Origin of the sequence: Clostridium sp. C105KSO13, assembly GCF_001517425.1 — a bacterium.
Taxonomy (GTDB): domain Bacteria; phylum Bacillota; class Clostridia; order Lachnospirales; family Lachnospiraceae; genus Muricomes.
Window position 1 is genome coordinate 236,825 of record NZ_FBWL01000169.1, and the last position, 18,758, is coordinate 255,582.

The window sequence follows — 18,758 nt, forward strand, 5'->3', positions numbered from 1 at the left end:
ACAATGGTTAATATATTAGTAGAACTATCAAAATATGTCATCATTTTACTGATGTCGATTTATACATTTTCATGTTTCTCTGTGTTTGCAAAGGTGTACGAGGAAGATAAAAAGGGAATATTGATACGTCAGAATGTGCTGATGTTTCTTCTGCAGTTTACTGCATTTGGTGTAATGTATCTGCAGACAAAAAAGCCGGAACTTATGTATTTTTATGGTGCTCAGGTTTTGCTCCTTATTGCAGTACTTGTATTATACCGGATTTTTTATCCAAATGCTTCCCGGCTTGTCGTCAATAATATGTGTATGCTGCTGAGTATCGGTTTTATTATGATTACACGTCTTTCCTATGAAAAAGCAGTAAAGCAGTTTATATTTGCTGCGTTGGGACTTGTGATCGGGCTCATTGTCCCTGTGCTCATACGAAAACTTCAAATTTTAAAAGACTGGACCTATATTTACGCAGGCATTGGTATCCTGGCACTGGGGGCAGTAGCCGTTCTGGGACAGTTTTCTGACGGTGCAAAGCTAGGCTTTACAATAGCTGGATTCGGAATTCAGCCTTCCGAGTTTGTGAAGATATTATTTGTATTTTATGTTGCAGCAAGCTTGAATCAATCCACAGAGTTTAAAAATGTCGTAGTGACTACGGCTGTTGCGGCTGTGCACGTGTTGATTTTGGCGCTTTCCACCGATCTGGGTGCCGCTCTTATTATGTTTGTAGTCTATCTGGTGATGCTCTATGTAGCCACAAGCCAGCCGCTGTATGCTTTGGCGGGAATAGGAGCCGGTAGTGCCGCAGCTGTTTTGGCCTATCATCTGTTTCACCATATTCAAATTCGTGTTTTGGCATGGAAGGATCCTTTTGCCTCTTACAATGAGGGAGGATACCAGGTGGCCCAGTCACTTTTTGCAATCGGAACAGGAAGCTGGTTCGGAATGGGACTGTATCAGGGACTTCCCGACAGTATCCCTGTGGCGGCAGAGGACTTCATATTCTCAGCAATCTCGGAAGAAATGGGGCTGATTTTTGCACTGTGTCTTATTCTGGTATGTGTCAGCTGCTATGTAATGTTTTTGAATATTGCTATGGCAATCCGCAACCGATTTTACAAACTTATTGCTCTTGGTCTTGGAACCTGTTATATCTTTCAGGTATTTCTGACAATCGGAGGGGTTACAAAGTTTATTCCTTCCACTGGGGTTACCCTACCCCTTGTCAGCTATGGAGGAAGCTCCATGTTAAGTACCATGATTATGTTTGGAATTATACAGGGTCTGTATATTTTAAGAGAAGACGAGGAAGAAAACATTGAAAAGAGAAGAGAATTACGAAGAGGTAGACAACCAGAGAGGTTACCCCCAAAAAAGCAGCACCGGAGGAAGAAAACGGTCTTCGAAGAAGTTCCGAAACAAAGAGTTCGCTAGAGTAACTTATTTTTTCGTTGCTTTGTTTCTTGCACTTATGAGCTATATTGTATATTTCAATATCGTTCGTGCGAAAATAGTGGTAAGCAGTCCTTATAACAAACGGCAGGATGCTTTTGCAGACAGAATTATCAGGGGAAGCATTGCGGATAGAAACGGAAATGTCCTTGCCAGTACAGATGTGGGCGATGACGGTACAGAAGTGCGTTCCTACCCCTACGGTGCAGCATTTGCACACGTGGTCGGCTACAGTGACTCCGATATCGGAAAAACAGGTCTGGAGTCCGTGGAAAATTCTGAACTGCTCACCTCCAATGCTTTTTTTGTACAGAAGATGATCAATGAGTTTAAAGACGAAAAAAACATGGGGGACACTGTGGTTACAACACTGGATGCAGATCTTCAGCAGGCGGCCTACAATGCACTTGGCAGTAACAAAGGATCTGTGGTAGTGATGGAACCAGGTACAGGTAAGATTCTGGCTATGGTTTCCGGCCCTTCCTATGACCCCAACAGTGTAGCAGTCAACTGGGATGTCTTAAATGCAGACGAAGATAATAGTCCACTTTTGAACCGTGCCTCTCAGGGGCAATATGCGCCGGGTTCCACCTTTAAAGTAGTGACAGCCCTGGAATATATGCGGGAGCACAAAGATTATCCCAATTACAACTATAATTGTGTAGGGGAGATCACTGCCGAGGGAACTACGATACACTGCTTCGACAATACTGTGCACGGCCTGGAAGACTTAAGGAGTTCTATGGCCAACTCCTGCAACTCGTCATTTGCAAATATCGGTCTTACTTTAAATAAAACAGCCTACCGTAATACGGCCGAAGTGCTTCTGTTTAATAAAAAACTTCCTGCTGTGCTGGACACAGCGAAAAGCTCTTTTAAAATCACCGAGAGATCCAGCAGTGCAGATATGATGATGACTGCCATGGGGCAGGGAGAAACGTTAGTCAGCCCGTATCATATGGCGCTGATTACTTCTGCTATCGCCAATGGCGGCACATTGATGGAACCTTATCTTGTCGAAAAAGTGACAAATTATACCGGATCAGAAATCCGCAAGAACGTACCGAAAAGCTTTAAAAAGCTTATGACACCTGATGAGGCCGCCCAGTTGAAGGACTACATGCAGGCAGTTGTAAACGAAGGAACTGCATCTGTACTCAGCGGACAGTCGTACACCGCTGCCGGGAAAACTGGAACTGCAGAATACAGTATGGTAGATGGTGAGAAAACCCACTCCTGGTTTATGGGATTTACAAATGTGGACAATCCGGAACTTGTTATCAGTGTGATTATCGAAGGCTATGACGGGGATACGGGAGCAAAAGCCGTACCCATTGCAAAACAGATATTGGATTCTTACTACTATAATTAAAATCAGGCGGTGAGAAATTATGCAGATGACTTTTTACTGTGATTTATATATTGCAGCAGATCTGGAACAAAAAAAACAGAAAATCATTCAAAAGCTAAAAATAAATGCTGTCCAGCCTTCTATTTATATAATTACATTAGCACAGGGAATCCAAAACCATCTGGAATTTTACTCCTCTCTGTTGTTAAAACAGCATTATTATGAAGATACACCACTGTTTGTAGTAGGGATTGCCAGAGGTTATGACGGTGCACTTTGCCTGGCAGAGCATATTATAAAGGAAATTTATGAAAAGACAAAAGATACAGATATACGGAACTTTATCGTAAAACGGCAAAAACAATATGAGGAAGGCAGCGTGTAAGAGCAAATGTTACATATAATCCTGTTGATTCTGAAAATTATAGGATGGATCCTGGTGTCAATACTTGGTTTAGCTGTATTGCTTATTTGTGTCGTATTTTTTCTGCCTATTAATTATCGGATGAATGCAGAATGTGAAGGGAATTTAGATTCTCTGCATGCAAACGCCGGGTTTTCATGGCTCTTTCATCTGATCAGCGGAAACGTGTCGTATGATAGCAGCAAACTTAATTGGAATATCAGAATCGCATGGAAAATGGTGGGACAAGATCAAAATGCAGAAAGAAATCCTTCTGAGAAGAAGAAAAGGAGAAAAGCCCCCGAAAGAGAAGTAGAGCCTGGTACAGACAGGGACCGGATGAATAAACCGGGAGAGGGAACAGCGCAGGCGGAAAAAGAAGCGGAGAATATTCTGAAAAAAGAAATACCCGAATCCTCTCAAGATGGAACTAGTGTTGATAGAACTGAAAAACAGGAAGATAAGGCATCCTCTTTTTATCAGAAGATAAAATATACATTCTGCAGAATATATGATAAGATAAAACTAATAATCCACAAAATCTGCAGCGCTATAAAAGCAATACTTGAAAAGAAGGACAAATTGACAGAATTTATTACAGATGAAGTCCACAGGGCGGCTTGGGGAAAGGTTCTTATAGAATTAAGACGACTTCTTCATTTCCTGAAGCCTCATAAGTTAAATCTTTCAGTTCTTTTTGGCTTTGGAGATCCTGCTGTTACAGGTTATGTCCTGGCAGCCGGCAGTATGCTTTCTCCATTTCTTGGGAAACATACAAATATCCGGCCTGATTTTGAACAGGAGATACTTGAAGGAAATTTATTTGTTTCCGGAAAGATACGGGTTATATATTTTGTCATATCACTTTGGAATCTAATATGGAATAAAAATATCCGTATCACATTCAGACATATTAAAAATATAAAAGCATGGATTTCAAATTAAGGAGGATTAAAAATGACAGTGGAAAATAGTTTCAAAGACACGGTAGAATCATTGTTTCGTGGCATGGATCATGTTATTACAACAAAGACGGTTGTCGGTGATGCAATCCATATTAATGACATCATCATTCTCCCCCTGGTGGATGTATCCTTTGGGGTGGGGGCGGGATATTTTTCCGGCGACAAAAAAGGCAGAGGTACAGGAGGTCTGGGGGGCAAAATAACTCCCAGTGCAGTGCTCGTCATCAAAAATGGCACAACAAAACTGGTGAACATCAAAAACCAGGATACAATCACTAAGATTTTGGATATGGTGCCGGATGTTGTAGACAAGTTTACTTCAAAAGATGATAAAGTTACAGAAGAAGATGTTATGGACATTTTAAATTCTGAAGAATCCGGAAAAGACGGAGCACATATTTAAAAAAGCTGCATAGAATAGTAGCAAACCCTGCTGGGAGTAAACTAATTATGAAAAGAGTGATCGGATTCGCACTGCTGTGCTTTGGAGTTGGCATGATTCTCATGCTGGTATTGCCGAATGCAATCGGCCTGATTCTGACGATTATCGCTCTGGCAGCGGGGTATAAGCTATTTTGCGGGTGAAATGCCAAAAAAAGTACCCACATTACAGTGAGTACCCCGTGTCTTCAAAATATTCTCATAAATTAAGCACGTTCTACGCGGCCTGATTTTAAGCAGGAAGTACAAACGTACATCTTTTTTGATCCGCCTTCTGTTTTAACTCTAACGGATTTCACATTTGATTTCCACATTTTTGGTGATTTTCTATGAGAGTGACTTACGTTGTTACCGAAATGAGCACCCTTTTCACAAATAGCACATTTAGCCATCATTGCACCTCCTAACGATCTGAAATAGCCTGCATAGGCTCACAACAATGTTATTTTATCAGAAAGGATTTCCTAATGCAAGCGTTTTCTCAAATTTTTCTAATTCCTGAATCCATGTTGTAAAATCTCTCCAGACAGAGTATAATACTTATGTTAATTATGTTTAAAATCCATTTAAGAATTGGAGGTAATATATGATGAAGGGCAGTATAAGCACCGAGCTCGGAATTGTTACGGTCAGTTCCGATGTAATCGCAAAGTATGCAGGCTCAGTTGCGGTGGAATGTTTTGGCATCGTTGGGATGGCTGCGGTCAACATGAAAGATGGATTAGTAAGATTGCTGAAGAGGGAAAGCCTGACACAAGGAATCCAGGCAGAGCTTACCGATGACAATGTTTTAACGCTGAATTTTCATGTGATTGTTGCATACGGAGTAAATATTCTTTCAGTTTCTGACAATCTGATGAGCAATGTAAAATACAAAGTAGAAGAATTTACCGGAATGACTGTAGATAAGATAAATATCTTTGTCGAAGGTGTCAGAGTGATTGATTAAGGAGGATACTTGTCGTGGCAACGAATACGATAAACGCAGAACTGTTCGCGAAAATGTTTTTAGCGGGGGCAGCTAATCTGGAAGCAAAAAAAGAATTTATTAATGAACTGAATGTATTTCCGGTTCCCGATGGAGATACAGGAACGAACATGACGCTGACTATCATGTCTGCAGCAAAAGAGGTAACTGCACTTGAACATACGAATCTGCAGGTCCTGGCCAAGGCCATTTCTTCCGGCTCACTGCGCGGTGCCAGAGGCAACTCAGGTGTTATTCTATCTCAGCTTCTGAGAGGATTCACAAAAGAAATACGTGGATATAAAGAAATTGATGTAGAAATCTTTGCACAGGCATGTGACCGTGCCCGAGCGACAGCGTACAAAGCAGTTATGAAGCCAAAAGAGGGGACCATCCTAACTGTTGCGAAAGGCATCGCCCAGAAGGCAGCAGAGCTGGCAGAGACAACAAAGGATCTGGAAGTATTTCTTCCGCAGATACTGGAACATGCTGAATACGTACTTTCCAGGACACCTGAGATGCTCCCGATACTGAAAGAGGCCGGCGTGGTAGACTCCGGCGGGCAGGGGCTTCTAGAAGTGCTTAAAGGCGCCTATGATGCATTCCGGGGCAAAGAGATTGACTACAGTGCCATTGAGGAAAGCTCCGGCACTACCATGGTAAGACCGGGACTGCAGGCAGAAGCAGACATTAAGTTTGGCTATTGTACGGAATTTATTATTATGACAGAAAAAGACTTCTCCGAGAAGGATGAGCTTGAGTTTAAGGCTTACCTTGAGTCTATCGGTGATTCCATTGTATGCGTGTCAGACGGAGATATTGTAAAGATTCATGTTCACACCAATGATCCCGGACTGGCAATTCAAAAAGCCCTGACCTATGGGCAGCTCACCAGGATGAAGATTGATAATATGCGTGAGGAGCATCAGGAAAGACTATTTAAGAACTCCGAGAAACTAGCGGCAGAACAGAAGAAGAATGCCTCCGGAGATAAGAAAAAACCTGATAAGGAAATAGGTTTTATTACTGTTTCTATCGGTGAGGGCATGAATGACATATTTCGGGAGCTGGGTGTAGACTACATCATTGAAGGCGGACAGACCATGAACCCAAGCACGGAAGACATGCTGACGGCTATCGGTGAAGTCAGAGCCAAGCACATTTTTATACTTCCGAATAATAAGAATATTATTTTGGCAGCAAACCAGGCACAGTCGCTGACAAAGGACAAGGATATCATTGTGATACCTACAAAGACTGTGACACAGGGAATTACGGCAGTGATTAATTACATGCCCGAAGCGGACATTTCTACGAATAAAGCAAACATGCTCGTGGAAATTCAAAAGGTAAAGACCGGGCAGGTCACATACGCAGTGAGGGATACCCACATTGATAATAAAGAAATCCATGAAGGCGATATCATGGGAATCGGCGATGAGGGAATTCTGTCCGTAGGCCAGTCCGTGGAGAATGTAACGAAAGAAATGCTTGCCCTTCAGGTGGATGAGGATACAGAACTCATCAGCTTATATTATGGGAATGATGTTCTGGCAGAAGATGCAGCACGCTTTGCACAGGAGATAAGTGTTCTTTATCCGGAGGCAGATGTAGATGCTCACTTCGGAGGGCAGCCCATTTATTATTATATTGTATCGGTAGAGTAGAATTTAGACGATGAATGAGAATTCTAAAATTAGCACATTAAAAGGAATCGGAGATAAAACCCAGGCCCTTTTTGAAAAGGCCGGGGCAGGTACAATAGGCGAATTGATCCGCTATTATCCGAGAGGTTATGATGTATATGACAACCCGGTTCCTTTGGGTGAAGTAGAGGAAGGAAGAACGCTGACTGTCACCGGCACAATATACGGAAGAGTCCAGTTTGACGGGAATCAAAACAGGCAGGTGACCAGGCTGTTTATAAGAGATGCAACCGGAACTTTAAAGGTAATCTGGTTTCGGATGCCGTTTTTAAAAAGCACCCTTCGCGGTGGTGTTATCACCCTTCGCGGAAGAGTTGTCAGAAGACGGGATGGCCTGGTTATGGAACATCCCGAAATTTTTTATCCCGGTTCAAAATACGAAGAAAAACAAGGTACTCTTCAGCCGGTTTACGCCCTCACTGCAGGTCTTACGAATAATGCTGTAAAAAAGGCTGTGATGCAGGCGGTGGAATATCTGGATTCAAAACAGGATCTGCTTCCTGAAGAAGTCCGGGAAACTTATAGTCTGACAGACTTCTGCTCTGCAGTCAGAGGAGTTCATTTCCCCCAAAATAAAGAAGAATTCTACTGTGCAAGAGAAAGACTGGTTTTTGAAGAGTTTCTTATATTTATTCTGTCGCTCAGAATAATAAAAACCAGAGAAGATAAAGCTATAAACAGCTTTACATTTCCAGAATCTGAATCGGTAAATAGCTTTTTAAATGCCCTGCCTTATGAATTGACAAATGCCCAGAAGAGGGTATGGACTGAAATCAAAAAGGATATGTCGGGAAAGCACGTTATGTCCCGGCTTGTCCAGGGAGATGTAGGCTCCGGCAAGACAATTGTGGCACTTTTGGGGCTTATACTTGCCGGGTTAAACGGCTATCAGGGTGCTATGATGGCTCCCACGGAAGTACTGGCAAAGCAGCATTACGAAAATGTTTCATCTATGTTCAGGCAATATGACATTCCACTGAAGCCGGTACTTCTCACAGGCTCTATGAGGGCAAAAGAAAAGAGGGCAGTCTATGAAACAATTGCCTCGGGAGAGGCGAATATCGTAGTTGGCACTCATGCACTGATACAGGACAAGGTGAATTACCACAATCTGGCTCTTGTTGTGACAGACGAACAGCATCGCTTTGGTGTAAAACAAAGAGAGGCACTGGCGTGCAAGGGAAGTATGCCGCACATACTGGTTATGAGTGCAACACCGATTCCAAGATCACTGGCTATGATTCTATATGGCGACCTGGATATTTCAGTTATCGATGAACTCCCAAAGAACAGGCTTCCTATAAAAAACTGTGTGGTGGACACGGGATACCGAAGTACTGCATACCGGTTCATGCAAAAACAAGTCAAAGAGGGGCGGCAGTGTTATGTCATCTGCCCGATGGTAGAGGAAAGTGAATCTCTAGAGGTGGAAAATGTTACAGATTATACACAATCTCTGAAAGAAGCCATGGGAGGCGGTATAACGATTGCCTGCCTGCACGGAAAGATGAAACAGAGCGAGAAAGACTCAATCATGGAGGCTTTCGGCAGAAATGAAATTCAGATTCTAGTTTCAACCACCGTGATTGAAGTGGGAATTGACGTTCCAAATTCCACGGTTATGCTCATTGAAAATGCAGAACGGTTCGGCCTTGCTCAGCTTCATCAGCTCCGTGGCCGGGTAGGGCGGGGAGAGCACCAGTCTTACTGTATCTTCATGAGTGCATCAAAAGCAAAAGAGACAAGAGAACGATTAGAAATTTTAAACAAATCCAATGATGGATTTTTTATTGCATCTGAGGATCTGCGGCTTCGCGGCCCCGGAGATTTATTCGGAATCCGTCAGAGCGGAATGATGGATTTCCGGATGGGAGATGTATTTCAAGACGCAAAAATTCTACAGAGAGCAAATGAAGCAGCTGAAAAAATTTTGACAGAAGATCCGGAACTGATTCTTGAAAAGCACGAAAAACTCAAATTATACCTGAATCATTTTATGTCGAAAGTGATGTTGGAGACAACGCTTTGAGCCAAGAATTTCCAGAGTAAAAGATGAATTCCTCCATATACTATGATTGTAACACAATACAGTGTTATAAAAATCTGAAGAAGTAACAGAAGTTACGAAAAGGAGGAAAATATCATGGCAAGTTCAACTAATCGAGCAGCCGTACCTGAGGCTAAAACAGCACTGAACAGATTCAAATATGAGGTAGCGAATGAGCTCGGAGTACCGCTTACTGACGGATACAACGGAGACTTAACTTCAAAACAGAATGGTTCTGTCGGTGGTTATATGGTTAAGAAAATGATCGAACAGCAGGAAAGACAGATGTCCGGTAAATAACCAAATTTTCTAAGAAAAAGCGCTTGGGATTGACCTGAGCGCTTTTTTCTGTTAAAATTCAGCATTATAAGGAAGTAGAATGAAGGGGTTGTCTATGAGAGTCATAGCAGGAAGCGCAAAAAGATTACAATTAAAGACACTGGACGGATTTGACACAAGGCCGACCACAGATAGAATTAAAGAGACATTGTTTAATATGATCGCACCGTTTATTTATGACAGTGTATTTCTGGATCTGTTTGCCGGCAGCGGCGGAATAGGAATAGAGGCCTTAAGCCGTGGGGCAAAAGAGGCTGTTTTTGTAGAAAAAAACCGTGAGGCTATGATATGCATTAAAGAAAATTTAAAGACAACCCATCTGGAATCAGGAGCAATGACTCTGACCCAGGATGTGATGTCGGCTCTTTACCGTTTGGAAGGGGAGAAGGTATTTGATTTTGTCTTTATGGATCCTTCTTATAACCAGGGCCTTGAGAGGAAAGTGCTGGAATATCTCAGTGAATCCCATCTGGTGTACGAGGATACCGTAATCATCGTAGAAGCCTCCAAAGAAACTGATTTTTCCTATCTTGAAGAACTGAAGTTTTCCTGTATAAAGGAAAAAGTATATAAAACAAACAAACATGTCTTCATTGAAAAGGCTGGGAAGGAAGAAATATGTTAAGAGCCATCTATCCGGGAAGTTTTGATCCTGTCACATGCGGACACCTTGACATCATTAAAAGATCTTGTCGAATCGTCGATGAATTAGTTGTCGGAGTACTGAACAATAATGCCAAAATGCCGTTGTTTTCTGTAGAGGAACGTGCTAAAATATTAAAAGAAGTCACAAAAGACTTGAAAAACATAAAAGTAATCCCCTTTGACGGATTATTAATTGACTTTGCAAGACAGCAGAATGCAAAGGTTATAATCAGGGGGCTTCGGATGATTACCGATTTTGAATATGAATTACAGATGGCTCAGACGAATCATAAGATGGAGCCGGGTGTCGATACAATGTTTTTGACGACAAGTATCGAATATTCTTACTTAAGTTCCACAACCGTAAAGGAAATCGCAACTTTTGGGGGAGACGTATCACAATTTGTGCCGGAAGCTGTGGTAGTGGAACTGAAGAAAAAGCTGAACACAAAAAGGAGAGTGTAATTATGAGCAGCCGTATTGAACAGATTATAGAGGAAATCGAAGAGTACATCGACCGGGATTGTAAATTCCAGCCATTGTCTACTACTAAGATTATTGTAAATAAAGAGCATCTGGATGAGCTGCTGCGCGAGCTCAGAATGAAAACTCCCGATGAGATTAAGAGATATCAGAAGATTATCAGCAATCGGGATGCGATTATTGCAGATGCCCAGGCAAAAGCAGATGCCATGATCGAAGAGGCACAGCTGCAGACTTCGGAGCTGGTCAGCGAACATGAGATTATGCAGCAGGCTTATTCACAGGCCAACGAGATTGTCACACAGGCAAGCGCACAGGCCCAGGAGATTGTGGACAATGCAACGGAGGACGCAAATGCCATCAGACTTGGAGCAATTCAGTATACCGATGACCTGCTCGCCAATGCAGAGAGCATTATCGGCCATACACTTGACAGCTACACTACGAAATATGACGGACTGATTAATTCCCTTCAGGAGTGTTATGATGTAGTCCGGACAAACCGTGCAGAGCTGGAGGTACCTGCTGAAGATGATCAGGACTATGTCCAGCAGGAAGATTCAGATAATGTATAAATACAGGAAAGCTATGAGACTGGCCACCGCTGCGGTGACCAGTTTTTCGATTATGTAGGGAAAGATAGAAATATTAGTTTTCTGTATCATGCACTGGGTCTGTGCGGCCGCACAAAATCCCCCAAAAGAGGTCAGCCCGATGATTGCCGGGTACATAAGGCCAAAGTCAATCCCGGATTTTCCGATGATTGCAATCCCATTTGTCACTTCCAGTGAGGGCAGCATTATTTGAAGCAGCAGTGGCTTTAAGGAAAATGATTGAAACAGAGAAAGGATAACAGAAAATAATATAATATAGCCCCCCACTTTAGTGATTGTTTCAAATCCATCCATTATACAGTCATCTACAACTTGAAAATTCCATTTTCTTTCGTTTCTTGTTTCCCGCCTCTGATTTTGGAAACATTTTTTACCTTTAAGATAAAATCTTCGGAAAATAAGACTTAACAGCATTGGTGTGCCCAGTAGAATAAGAATTGACGGTATGAGCAATTCCTCTCTGTCCAGCGTTTTCCAAATGATGAAATTCATAATAAAAACCGGACTGGTATTATTACAAAAAGAAAGGAGGTACTTTCCCTCATCCTCTGTAATATACTCACCTTTTATTAAATCCCCGGCCACTTTTGCACCCATAGGATAACCGCATAGAAAACCTGCAATTACAGCGAAACTTCCATTTTTCGATACTTTAAATATGCCGGACAATAGCCGTCCGAATAGTCGGGATATATAGTGTATACTGTCTGTATATAATAAAAGGTTTGTAATCATGATAAAGGGAAACAATGTGGGCAAAATGATTTGGAACCATAAAAGAAGTCCCTCGCTTGCCCCGTTAAAGACAGCTTTTGGATATATAAGCATGAAAGCAAACAAAAGGATGATTCCCGCTTTTGAAAGGCTGTGTTTCATAGGCGTTTTCTCTCAGGACACTTTTATAAAGATATATGAAATTGGTTGATTTTTTATTCTCCTTGTGACAAAATGAAAGTATTAAATATCAGAAAAGGGGAATGAAAGATGTCAATTTTAAGCGGTATTAAACCCAAGGAAGTGTTTCACTATTTTGAAGAAATAAGCCAGATACCCAGAGGTACTTTTAACACAAAGGCCGTCAGCGACTATTGTGTGAAGTTTGCTAGAAAGCATAAACTGGAAGTGGTTCAGGATGATCTGAACAATGTCATGATTAAAAAGCCGGGAACCCCAGGCTATGAACAAAGCGAACCGGTAATTATCCAGGGCCATCTGGACATGGTGTGCGAGAAGACAAAGGGCTCAAAGCATGATTTTACGAAGGATCCTATTGATCTTTATGTAGAAGACGGTTTTATTAAGGCCAGGGACACCACCCTTGGTGCGGATGACGGTATCGCGGTCGCAATTGCCCTTGCTCTACTGGACAGCAAAGACATTCCTCACCCACCGTTGGAAATTCTGTTTACAGTAGATGAAGAAGTTGGAATGGACGGAGCCAAGCAAATTGATTTATCTCAGCTGAAGGGAAAGATGCTAATCAATCTGGATTCTGAAGATGAGAATGTAGTTACTGTGGGATGTGCAGGAGGTTCTACCTTTCGGATGAATCTTTCAATTGACAGAAAAACAGAGGCGGGCACCTGCCTGGATGTGACTATCCATGGGCTGCAGGGCGGACATTCCGGGACAGAGATCAACAAGCAGAGAGGAAATGCCAACAAGCTGGCCGGAAGGCTTTTGAACCGGCTGGATCAGAATATTAAGATTTCCCTTTCCGATATCCGGGGAGGAGCAAAAGAAAATGTAATCCCGTCTATTTGTGAATTCACTATTTTGGTACAGGATAGTATAAAAGCAAAAAAGATAATTAAAGATATGCTTCACACCTGGAAGGTGGAATTCGGAGCTGATGAACCGGATCTGGAAATTACCGTGAACCAGACAGATGTTTCAAAACTCTCTGTTATGTCCAATCAGGATATGAAAAAGATTATATTCTTCATCAATAACTGTCAGAATGGTGTTTACGGCTTCAGCCGTGCCTTGAAAGGTCTTGTGGAGACATCAGACAACCTGGGTGTGATCACCTCAGATGAAAGCAAGGTTTCCTTTGTTTTTCTGATACGAAGTTCTGTATCCTCAAAGCTGGATGAATTGAAAGAAGCCTTTGTCAGCTGGGCAAAGTTTCTGGGGGGAACTTATGGAATTTCTTCTGAATATCCTGCATGGATGTATAAAGAAGAGTCCAGAATTCGTCCCATCACAGTAGAAACTTTTGAGGAGGTATATGGAGAGAAACCTGAGGTTTCCACCGTACACGCGGGTCTGGAATGTGGCCTCCTCACCGGGAAGAAACCGGAACTGGACTGCGTCTCCTTCGGGCCTCAGATGTACGATGTACATTCCGTAAAGGAACATCTGAACATTGATTCTACGGCAAAAACATGGACTGTGATAAAAGAAATCCTAAAAAAGTGCAAATAGGACATTCTATTCTCATATATTAGAAGGATTGAACTATGTAAAGGAATGTTCTAAACGTTGAGAAAAAGAAGGATTCACAATTATATCCTCATAAATCTTCTTCTGTGTCTCTTCCTTTCTATTGGCATACATAAGCTCCAGGAAACCGGAGGATTTTTAAGACTTAATGAAAATACAATTACAAAAGAAGGATTCCGCAGACAAAAGTTAAGTGAGGAAATATTGAACTGCGCAAGAGATACAAAAGACCCGGGGAAGAACCTGGGTCTTTATTTACTGGAAACAAATTTTGGGGAGAAGGCTCTTAAGTCCCCAATAAATCCGGAGGTTTTCCCGCATTTAGAAAACAAATGGGGCAGAAGAGAACATTTTGACGATTATACTGCCCAGTGCCGCGGTATCTGGAATGATCTTGTATATTTTCCGGTTCCGGAGCCTTCCAATAATGTTTCGGCGGATGTATCCTATGTGGACTCCTGGATGTTTGAACGCAATTATGGGGGAACACACGGACACGAGGGAACGGATATAATGGCAGATAAAAATGAGAGAGGGTTTTATCCCATCGTCAGTATGACTGACGGGGTGGTGCGCCATAAAGGCTGGCTGGAACAGGGGGGATGGCGTCTTGGAATCGTTGCCCCCGGCGGTGCGTATTTCTACTATGCCCACCTGGATTCCTACGCAGACATTGAAATGGGAGATACTGTAAAGGCGGGAGATTTGCTGGGTTATATGGGGGATACCGGATATAGCACAGTGGAGGGGACCACTGGAAATTTCCCGGTACATCTTCATGTTGGAATCTACATGTTTCACGGCGAAGAAGAGGTCAGCGTAAATCCATATTGGGCCCTTAGATACATCGAAAACCAGAAGATAAAATGTGCCTATGCACGGTAACAATATGGTAACAATAGCTTTTCAAAAAACCTGACAGGTCTTTCACGAATGAGGCATGTATGATATAATGCCCCTATGTGGAGGAAATAAAATGAACTTACCTAAAGCATTTGAAGAGAAGATGAAGAATCTGCTGCACGAAGAATATGGCGATTATATACGTTGTTTTGATGAGCCGTACAACTATGGTCTCCGAGTAAACACCAACAAAATCAGTGTGGATGATTTTTTGAAAATAGCGCCCTGGCCCCTTTCGCCGATTCCCTGGATACACAATGGATTCTATTATGACGGAGAGAACATTCAGCCCGCAAAGCATCCGTATTATTTTGCAGGTCTGTACTATCTGCAGGAGCCAAGCGCCATGACGCCTGCAGACAGGCTGCCCGCAGAGCCGGGGGAAAGGGTTTTAGACATTTGCGCGGCTCCCGGAGGCAAAGCCACAGAACTGGGGGCAAAGTTAAAGGGTGAAGGGGTGCTCTTTGCAAATGATATCAGTAATTCCAGAGCTAAAGGTCTTTTGAAGAATCTGGAACTTTTTGGTATCGGGAATATGTTTGTATTAAGTGAAGAACCCGGCAAGCTGACGGAATACTTTCCTGAATATTTTGATAAGATTTTAATTGATGCCCCGTGCTCGGGTGAGGGAATGTTTCGCAAAGACAAAAAAATGGTGAAGGCCTGGGAGAAACATGGGCCGGAGTTTTTTTCAAAACTTCAGAGAAGTATTATTACACAGGCAGCAGCTTTGCTGCGGCCTGGCGGAATTCTTCTTTATTCCACCTGTACATTTGATCCTCTGGAAAATGAGCAGACCATAGAATATCTGTTAACCAGATTTCCGGAGTTCGAGATATGCCAGCTGAAACCCTATGAAGGCTTCACACCGGGAATCCCGGAACTGACAGAAAGCAACAATCCGGAACTTTCCAAAACTGTCCGTATTTTCCCTCATAAAATGCAGGGGGAAGGGCATTATCTTGCACTTCTGAGAAAAGGTAATGCCGGAGGATTCCAGGACGGTGAGAAAAAGAAGATGGAATTTGCAAAAATGAACACGAAATCTGGGAAAATGCCGGAAGAGCTGTCTGAATTTTGGACGGATATAAGCTGGAATCTGGATCCCTTCCGCCTGGATATCCACGGTGAGCGGATTTATTATATGCCAGAGGGACTGCCTTGTATGCGGGGATTACGTTTCCTGCGATCAGGACTTCTTCTGGGGGAGCTGAAAAAAAACCGTTTTGAGCCTAGTCAGTCTCTGGCTATGTGTCTTAAAAAGGAAGAATACAATAAGGTGCTGGATTTTCCACTTGAAGATGAAAGAGTCATACGGTATCTGAAAGGTGAGACATTAGAGGTGGAGGACAAGGTCTCTGAAAAAGAAAAGGGCTGGTATCTGATTTGCGTGGACGGGTATCCGCTTGGATTCGGAAAGCTGAACAATCAGACTTTAAAGAACAAATATCTCCCCGGGTGGAGGTATCAAGCTTGAAACTGAGATTAGATAAGTATCTTGCAGATATGGGTGTGGGCACACGCAGTGAAGTTAAGAGGGTGATTGCAAGGGGGCTGATCAGCATTGACGGCTGTGTTGTTAAAAAGCCGGAAACCAAAATTGATACAGAGCAAGATAAGGTCTTATATCAGGAGCAAAGGATTTCTTACGTAGAATATGAATACTATATGCTGAATAAGCCAGCAGGCGTGGTGTCTGCTACAGAAGATAAAAGGGAATGCACCGTTATAGATTTGATAGACAGCCGGCGCAAAGATTTATTTCCTGTAGGGAGACTGGACAAGGACACAGAAGGCCTGCTGCTGATTACCAATGACGGTCAGTTGTCCCATCGGCTCCTGTCACCTAAAAAGCATGTGGATAAAGTCTATTATGCCCGCATCAAAGGGATTGCCACCAAAGAGGATGTGAAAGTTTTTTATGAAGGGCTGGACATCGGAGAGGCTCATAGAACGCTTCCCGCAAAGCTGTGTATTTTAAGATCAGGCGGCGAATCTGAGGTTGAAGTCACGGTACAGGAGGGGAAGTTTCACCAGGTAAAGCGGATGTTTCATGCAGTAGGAAAAGAAGTTCTGTACTTAAAAAGAATACAAATGGGCTCCCTTAAACTGGACGATTCACTTTTGCCGGGTGCCTATAGAAAATTGACAAAGAAAGAGATACAACTATTATGTTAAAAAATTTTTTACCTTTGTGTAAAAAGGATATGCAGGACAGGGGCTGGAACAGCGTGGACTTTGTTTATGTGATCGGGGATGCCTATGTAGATCATCCTTCTTTTGGACATGCTATAATCAGCAGGGTGCTTCAAGCCCATGGTTTTCGTGTAGGGATTATTTCGCAGCCTGATTGGAGAAATAAGGAGAGCGTCACAGAGTATGGCGAACCCCGTCTGGGATTTCTCGTGTCTGGAGGGAACATGGATTCCATGGTCAATCACTACTCCGTCTCCAAAAAAAGGCGCAGACATGATGCCTATACACCGGGAGGTGTTATGGGAAAGCGCCCCGACTACGCAGCAGTTGTCTATGGAAACTTAATCCGTCAAGCTTATAAAAAAACGCCGATTATACTGGGGGGCATTGAGGCGAGTCTTCGGAGGCTGGCCCACTATGATTACTGGTCTGACAAAATAAAACGCTCCATCCTGCTGGATTCCGGAGCAGACATAATTTCCTATGGAATGGGAGAACATTCCATTGTAGATATTGCAGAGGCGCTGGACAGCGGAATTGCAGTAGAAGACCTGACTTATCTAAACGGCACGGTGGTCAAGGTGAAAAATTTAGATTCCGTCTATGATGCAGTTATTCTGCCTTCTTACGAGGAGCTCCAGAAGAGCCCCAAAACCTATGCCGAAAGCTTTTATACACAGTATCAAAATACAGATTCTGTTTCTGGAAAGCGGCTGGCAGAGCCTTATAACGAACACCTGTATGTGGTACAAAACCCGCCCTCCGGGCCCTTAAGCCAGTTGGAGATGGATGATGTATACGGACTCCCCTATATGCGGACGTACCATCCGTCCTACGAAAAAGCAGGCGGCGTGCCTGCTATCACAGAAATTAAATTTAGTCTGACCAGCACACGGGGATGCTTTGGTGGCTGCAATTTCTGCGCGCTGACTTTTCACCAGGGGAGAGTGATTCAGGCCCGAAGTCATGAATCTCTATTGAAGGAGGCCAGACTCTTGACCAAAGAGCCTGATTTTAAAGGATACATCCACGATGTAGGCGGCCCTACCGCTAATTTCCGTAAGCCTTCCTGCAAAAAACAGCTAAAATGCGGCGTCTGTAAAGACCGCCAGTGCCTCTTTCCAAAGCCCTGCAAAAATATGGAGGCAGACCACAGTGATTATGTAAAACTGCTGCGGAAGCTGAGAAGTATTCCGAAAGTAAAGAAAGTATTCATCCGTTCCGGAATTCGGTTTGATTACCTGCTGAAAGACAAAGAGACAACATTCTTAAGAGAACTTTGCCAATACCATGTAAGCGGTCAGCTTAAAGTTGCTCCGGAACATGTGGCAGATGAGGTTCTTGATAAAATGGGAAAGCCTCGGCATGATGTTTACCAGAAGTTTACAAAAGAATTTACAGATATGAACCAGAAACTGAAAAAGAAGCAGTATCTTGTTCCTTACCTGATGTCCTCCCATCCCGGTTCCGATATGAGGGCTGCCGTAAAACTGGCAGAATATTGCAGAGATCTAGGGTATATGCCGGAACAGGTGCAGGATTTTTATCCCACCCCGTCCACGATTTCTACCTGTATGTACTATACCGGTCTGGATCCACGGACCATGAAAAAGATTTATGTACCGAAAAACCCTCATGAAAAGGGATTGCAGAGGGCATTGATCCAATACCGGAATCCGAAGAATTATGACTTGGTAATAGAAGCTCTGCACAAAGCCGGGCGGACAGATTTAATTGGGTTCGGTGAGAAATGTCTGGTGAAGCCCCGCAGGTTGTCTGGCAAAAAATAAAATGCAAAGAGAAGGTG

Annotated in this window: 20 protein-coding genes; 18 read left to right on the top strand and 2 right to left on the bottom strand. The window is 42.9% G+C overall.

The annotated features are described in order from the left end of the window. Nucleotides 1–3 precede the first annotated feature (3 nt). The 6 genes from BN3456_RS12205 to BN3456_RS16490 are packed head-to-tail and all read left to right on the top strand — an operon-like array spanning nt 4 to nt 4,750. On the top strand, nt 4–1,428 hold the full coding sequence (locus BN3456_RS12205; protein ID WP_089984442.1) for an FtsW/RodA/SpoVE family cell cycle protein: 1,425 nt from the start codon (nt 4–6) through the stop codon (nt 1,426–1,428). Continuing rightward, nucleotides 1,313–2,818 carry a peptidoglycan D,D-transpeptidase FtsI family protein gene (locus BN3456_RS12210; protein WP_347458052.1) on the top strand — a complete coding sequence of 502 codons (1,506 nt, stop codon included), beginning with the start codon at nt 1,313–1,315 and terminating at the stop codon, nt 2,816–2,818. The genes BN3456_RS12205 and BN3456_RS12210 overlap by 116 nt, the downstream gene beginning before the upstream one ends. A gap of 19 nt (nt 2,819–2,837) precedes the next feature. After that, the gene (locus BN3456_RS12215; RefSeq protein ID WP_089984444.1) at nt 2,838–3,182 is read left to right on the top strand and encodes a hypothetical protein; all 345 of its coding nucleotides are present in this window, start codon (nt 2,838–2,840) and stop codon (nt 3,180–3,182) included. A 54-nt stretch (nt 3,183–3,236) separates the two neighbouring features. Continuing rightward, nucleotides 3,237–4,145: a DUF2953 domain-containing protein gene (locus BN3456_RS12220; protein WP_176699187.1), complete on the top strand. Its 909-nt coding sequence runs from the start codon at nt 3,237–3,239 to the stop codon at nt 4,143–4,145. 12 nt (nt 4,146–4,157) lie between these two features. Continuing rightward, nucleotides 4,158–4,568: a GerW family sporulation protein gene (locus tag BN3456_RS12225; RefSeq protein WP_089984447.1), complete on the top strand. Its 411-nt coding sequence runs from the start codon at nt 4,158–4,160 to the stop codon at nt 4,566–4,568. Between the two features lie 47 nt (nt 4,569–4,615). Further along, the gene (locus BN3456_RS16490) at nt 4,616–4,750 is read left to right on the top strand and encodes a hypothetical protein (protein WP_278280301.1); all 135 of its coding nucleotides are present in this window, start codon (nt 4,616–4,618) and stop codon (nt 4,748–4,750) included. Nucleotides 4,751–4,812: 62 nt separating this feature from the next. Here the strand turns inward: BN3456_RS16490 and rpmB are convergent, their stop codons facing one another. Next, nucleotides 4,813–4,998, bottom strand: a complete 186-nt coding sequence (rpmB, locus tag BN3456_RS12230) for a 50S ribosomal protein L28 (protein ID WP_025657513.1) — start codon at nt 4,996–4,998, stop codon at nt 4,813–4,815. Between the two features lie 197 nt (nt 4,999–5,195). On the opposite strand from rpmB, the gene BN3456_RS12235 reads away from it, so the two are divergent. From BN3456_RS12235 to BN3456_RS12265, 7 genes are all read left to right on the top strand, one after another. After that, nucleotides 5,196–5,555 carry an Asp23/Gls24 family envelope stress response protein gene (locus BN3456_RS12235; protein WP_176699192.1) on the top strand — a complete coding sequence of 120 codons (360 nt, stop codon included), beginning with the start codon at nt 5,196–5,198 and terminating at the stop codon, nt 5,553–5,555. Nucleotides 5,556–5,569: 14 nt separating this feature from the next. Continuing rightward, nucleotides 5,570–7,240 carry a DAK2 domain-containing protein gene (locus BN3456_RS12240; RefSeq protein WP_089984451.1) on the top strand — a complete coding sequence of 557 codons (1,671 nt, stop codon included), beginning with the start codon at nt 5,570–5,572 and terminating at the stop codon, nt 7,238–7,240. 10 nt (nt 7,241–7,250) lie between these two features. Continuing rightward, a complete protein-coding gene (gene recG / locus BN3456_RS12245; protein WP_089984452.1) occupies nt 7,251–9,308 on the top strand; it encodes an ATP-dependent DNA helicase RecG in 2,058 nt (685 codons plus the stop codon). 114 nt (nt 9,309–9,422) lie between these two features. Next, nucleotides 9,423–9,626: an alpha/beta-type small acid-soluble spore protein gene (locus BN3456_RS12250; protein ID WP_089984453.1), complete on the top strand. Its 204-nt coding sequence runs from the start codon at nt 9,423–9,425 to the stop codon at nt 9,624–9,626. Nucleotides 9,627–9,720: 94 nt separating this feature from the next. Beyond that, nucleotides 9,721–10,290 carry a 16S rRNA (guanine(966)-N(2))-methyltransferase RsmD gene (gene rsmD / locus BN3456_RS12255; RefSeq protein ID WP_089984514.1) on the top strand — a complete coding sequence of 190 codons (570 nt, stop codon included), beginning with the start codon at nt 9,721–9,723 and terminating at the stop codon, nt 10,288–10,290. Beyond that, nucleotides 10,284–10,775: a pantetheine-phosphate adenylyltransferase gene (gene coaD / locus BN3456_RS12260; protein WP_089984454.1), complete on the top strand. Its 492-nt coding sequence runs from the start codon at nt 10,284–10,286 to the stop codon at nt 10,773–10,775. Before rsmD ends, coaD begins: the two co-directional genes overlap by 7 nt. 2 nt (nt 10,776–10,777) lie before the next feature. Beyond that, nucleotides 10,778–11,368: an ATPase gene (locus BN3456_RS12265; protein WP_089984456.1), complete on the top strand. Its 591-nt coding sequence runs from the start codon at nt 10,778–10,780 to the stop codon at nt 11,366–11,368. Here BN3456_RS12265 and BN3456_RS12270 read toward each other — a convergent pair. After that, entirely contained in the window at nt 11,354–12,283 is a 930-nt protein-coding gene (locus BN3456_RS12270; RefSeq protein WP_089984458.1) for a transporter, read from the bottom strand. The two genes, BN3456_RS12265 and BN3456_RS12270, sit on opposite strands and share 15 nt — an antisense overlap. A 108-nt stretch (nt 12,284–12,391) precedes the next feature. Here BN3456_RS12270 and BN3456_RS12275 point away from each other — a divergent pair, with 108 nt between their 5' ends. The 5 genes from BN3456_RS12275 (at nt 12,392) to BN3456_RS12295 (ending at nt 18,741) form a co-directional block, all read left to right on the top strand. Next, nucleotides 12,392–13,834, top strand: coding sequence for an aminoacyl-histidine dipeptidase (locus tag BN3456_RS12275; RefSeq protein ID WP_089984459.1), 1,443 nt, complete (start codon nt 12,392–12,394; stop codon nt 13,832–13,834). Between the two features lie 57 nt (nt 13,835–13,891). Continuing rightward, entirely contained in the window at nt 13,892–14,737 is an 846-nt protein-coding gene (locus tag BN3456_RS12280; protein WP_242862871.1) for a M23 family metallopeptidase, read from the top strand. 91 nt (nt 14,738–14,828) lie between these two features. Further along, nucleotides 14,829–16,232 (top strand): RsmB/NOP family class I SAM-dependent RNA methyltransferase, encoded by a 1,404-nt coding sequence (locus tag BN3456_RS12285; protein WP_089984461.1) that lies wholly within the window; start codon nt 14,829–14,831, stop codon nt 16,230–16,232. Then, nucleotides 16,229–16,933 carry a pseudouridine synthase gene (locus BN3456_RS12290; RefSeq protein WP_089984463.1) on the top strand — a complete coding sequence of 235 codons (705 nt, stop codon included), beginning with the start codon at nt 16,229–16,231 and terminating at the stop codon, nt 16,931–16,933. Before BN3456_RS12285 ends, BN3456_RS12290 begins: the two co-directional genes overlap by 4 nt. Beyond that, nucleotides 16,927–18,741, top strand: coding sequence for a YgiQ family radical SAM protein (locus BN3456_RS12295; protein WP_089984464.1), 1,815 nt, complete (start codon nt 16,927–16,929; stop codon nt 18,739–18,741). The genes BN3456_RS12290 and BN3456_RS12295 overlap by 7 nt, the downstream gene beginning before the upstream one ends. Nucleotides 18,742–18,758 lie beyond the last annotated feature (17 nt).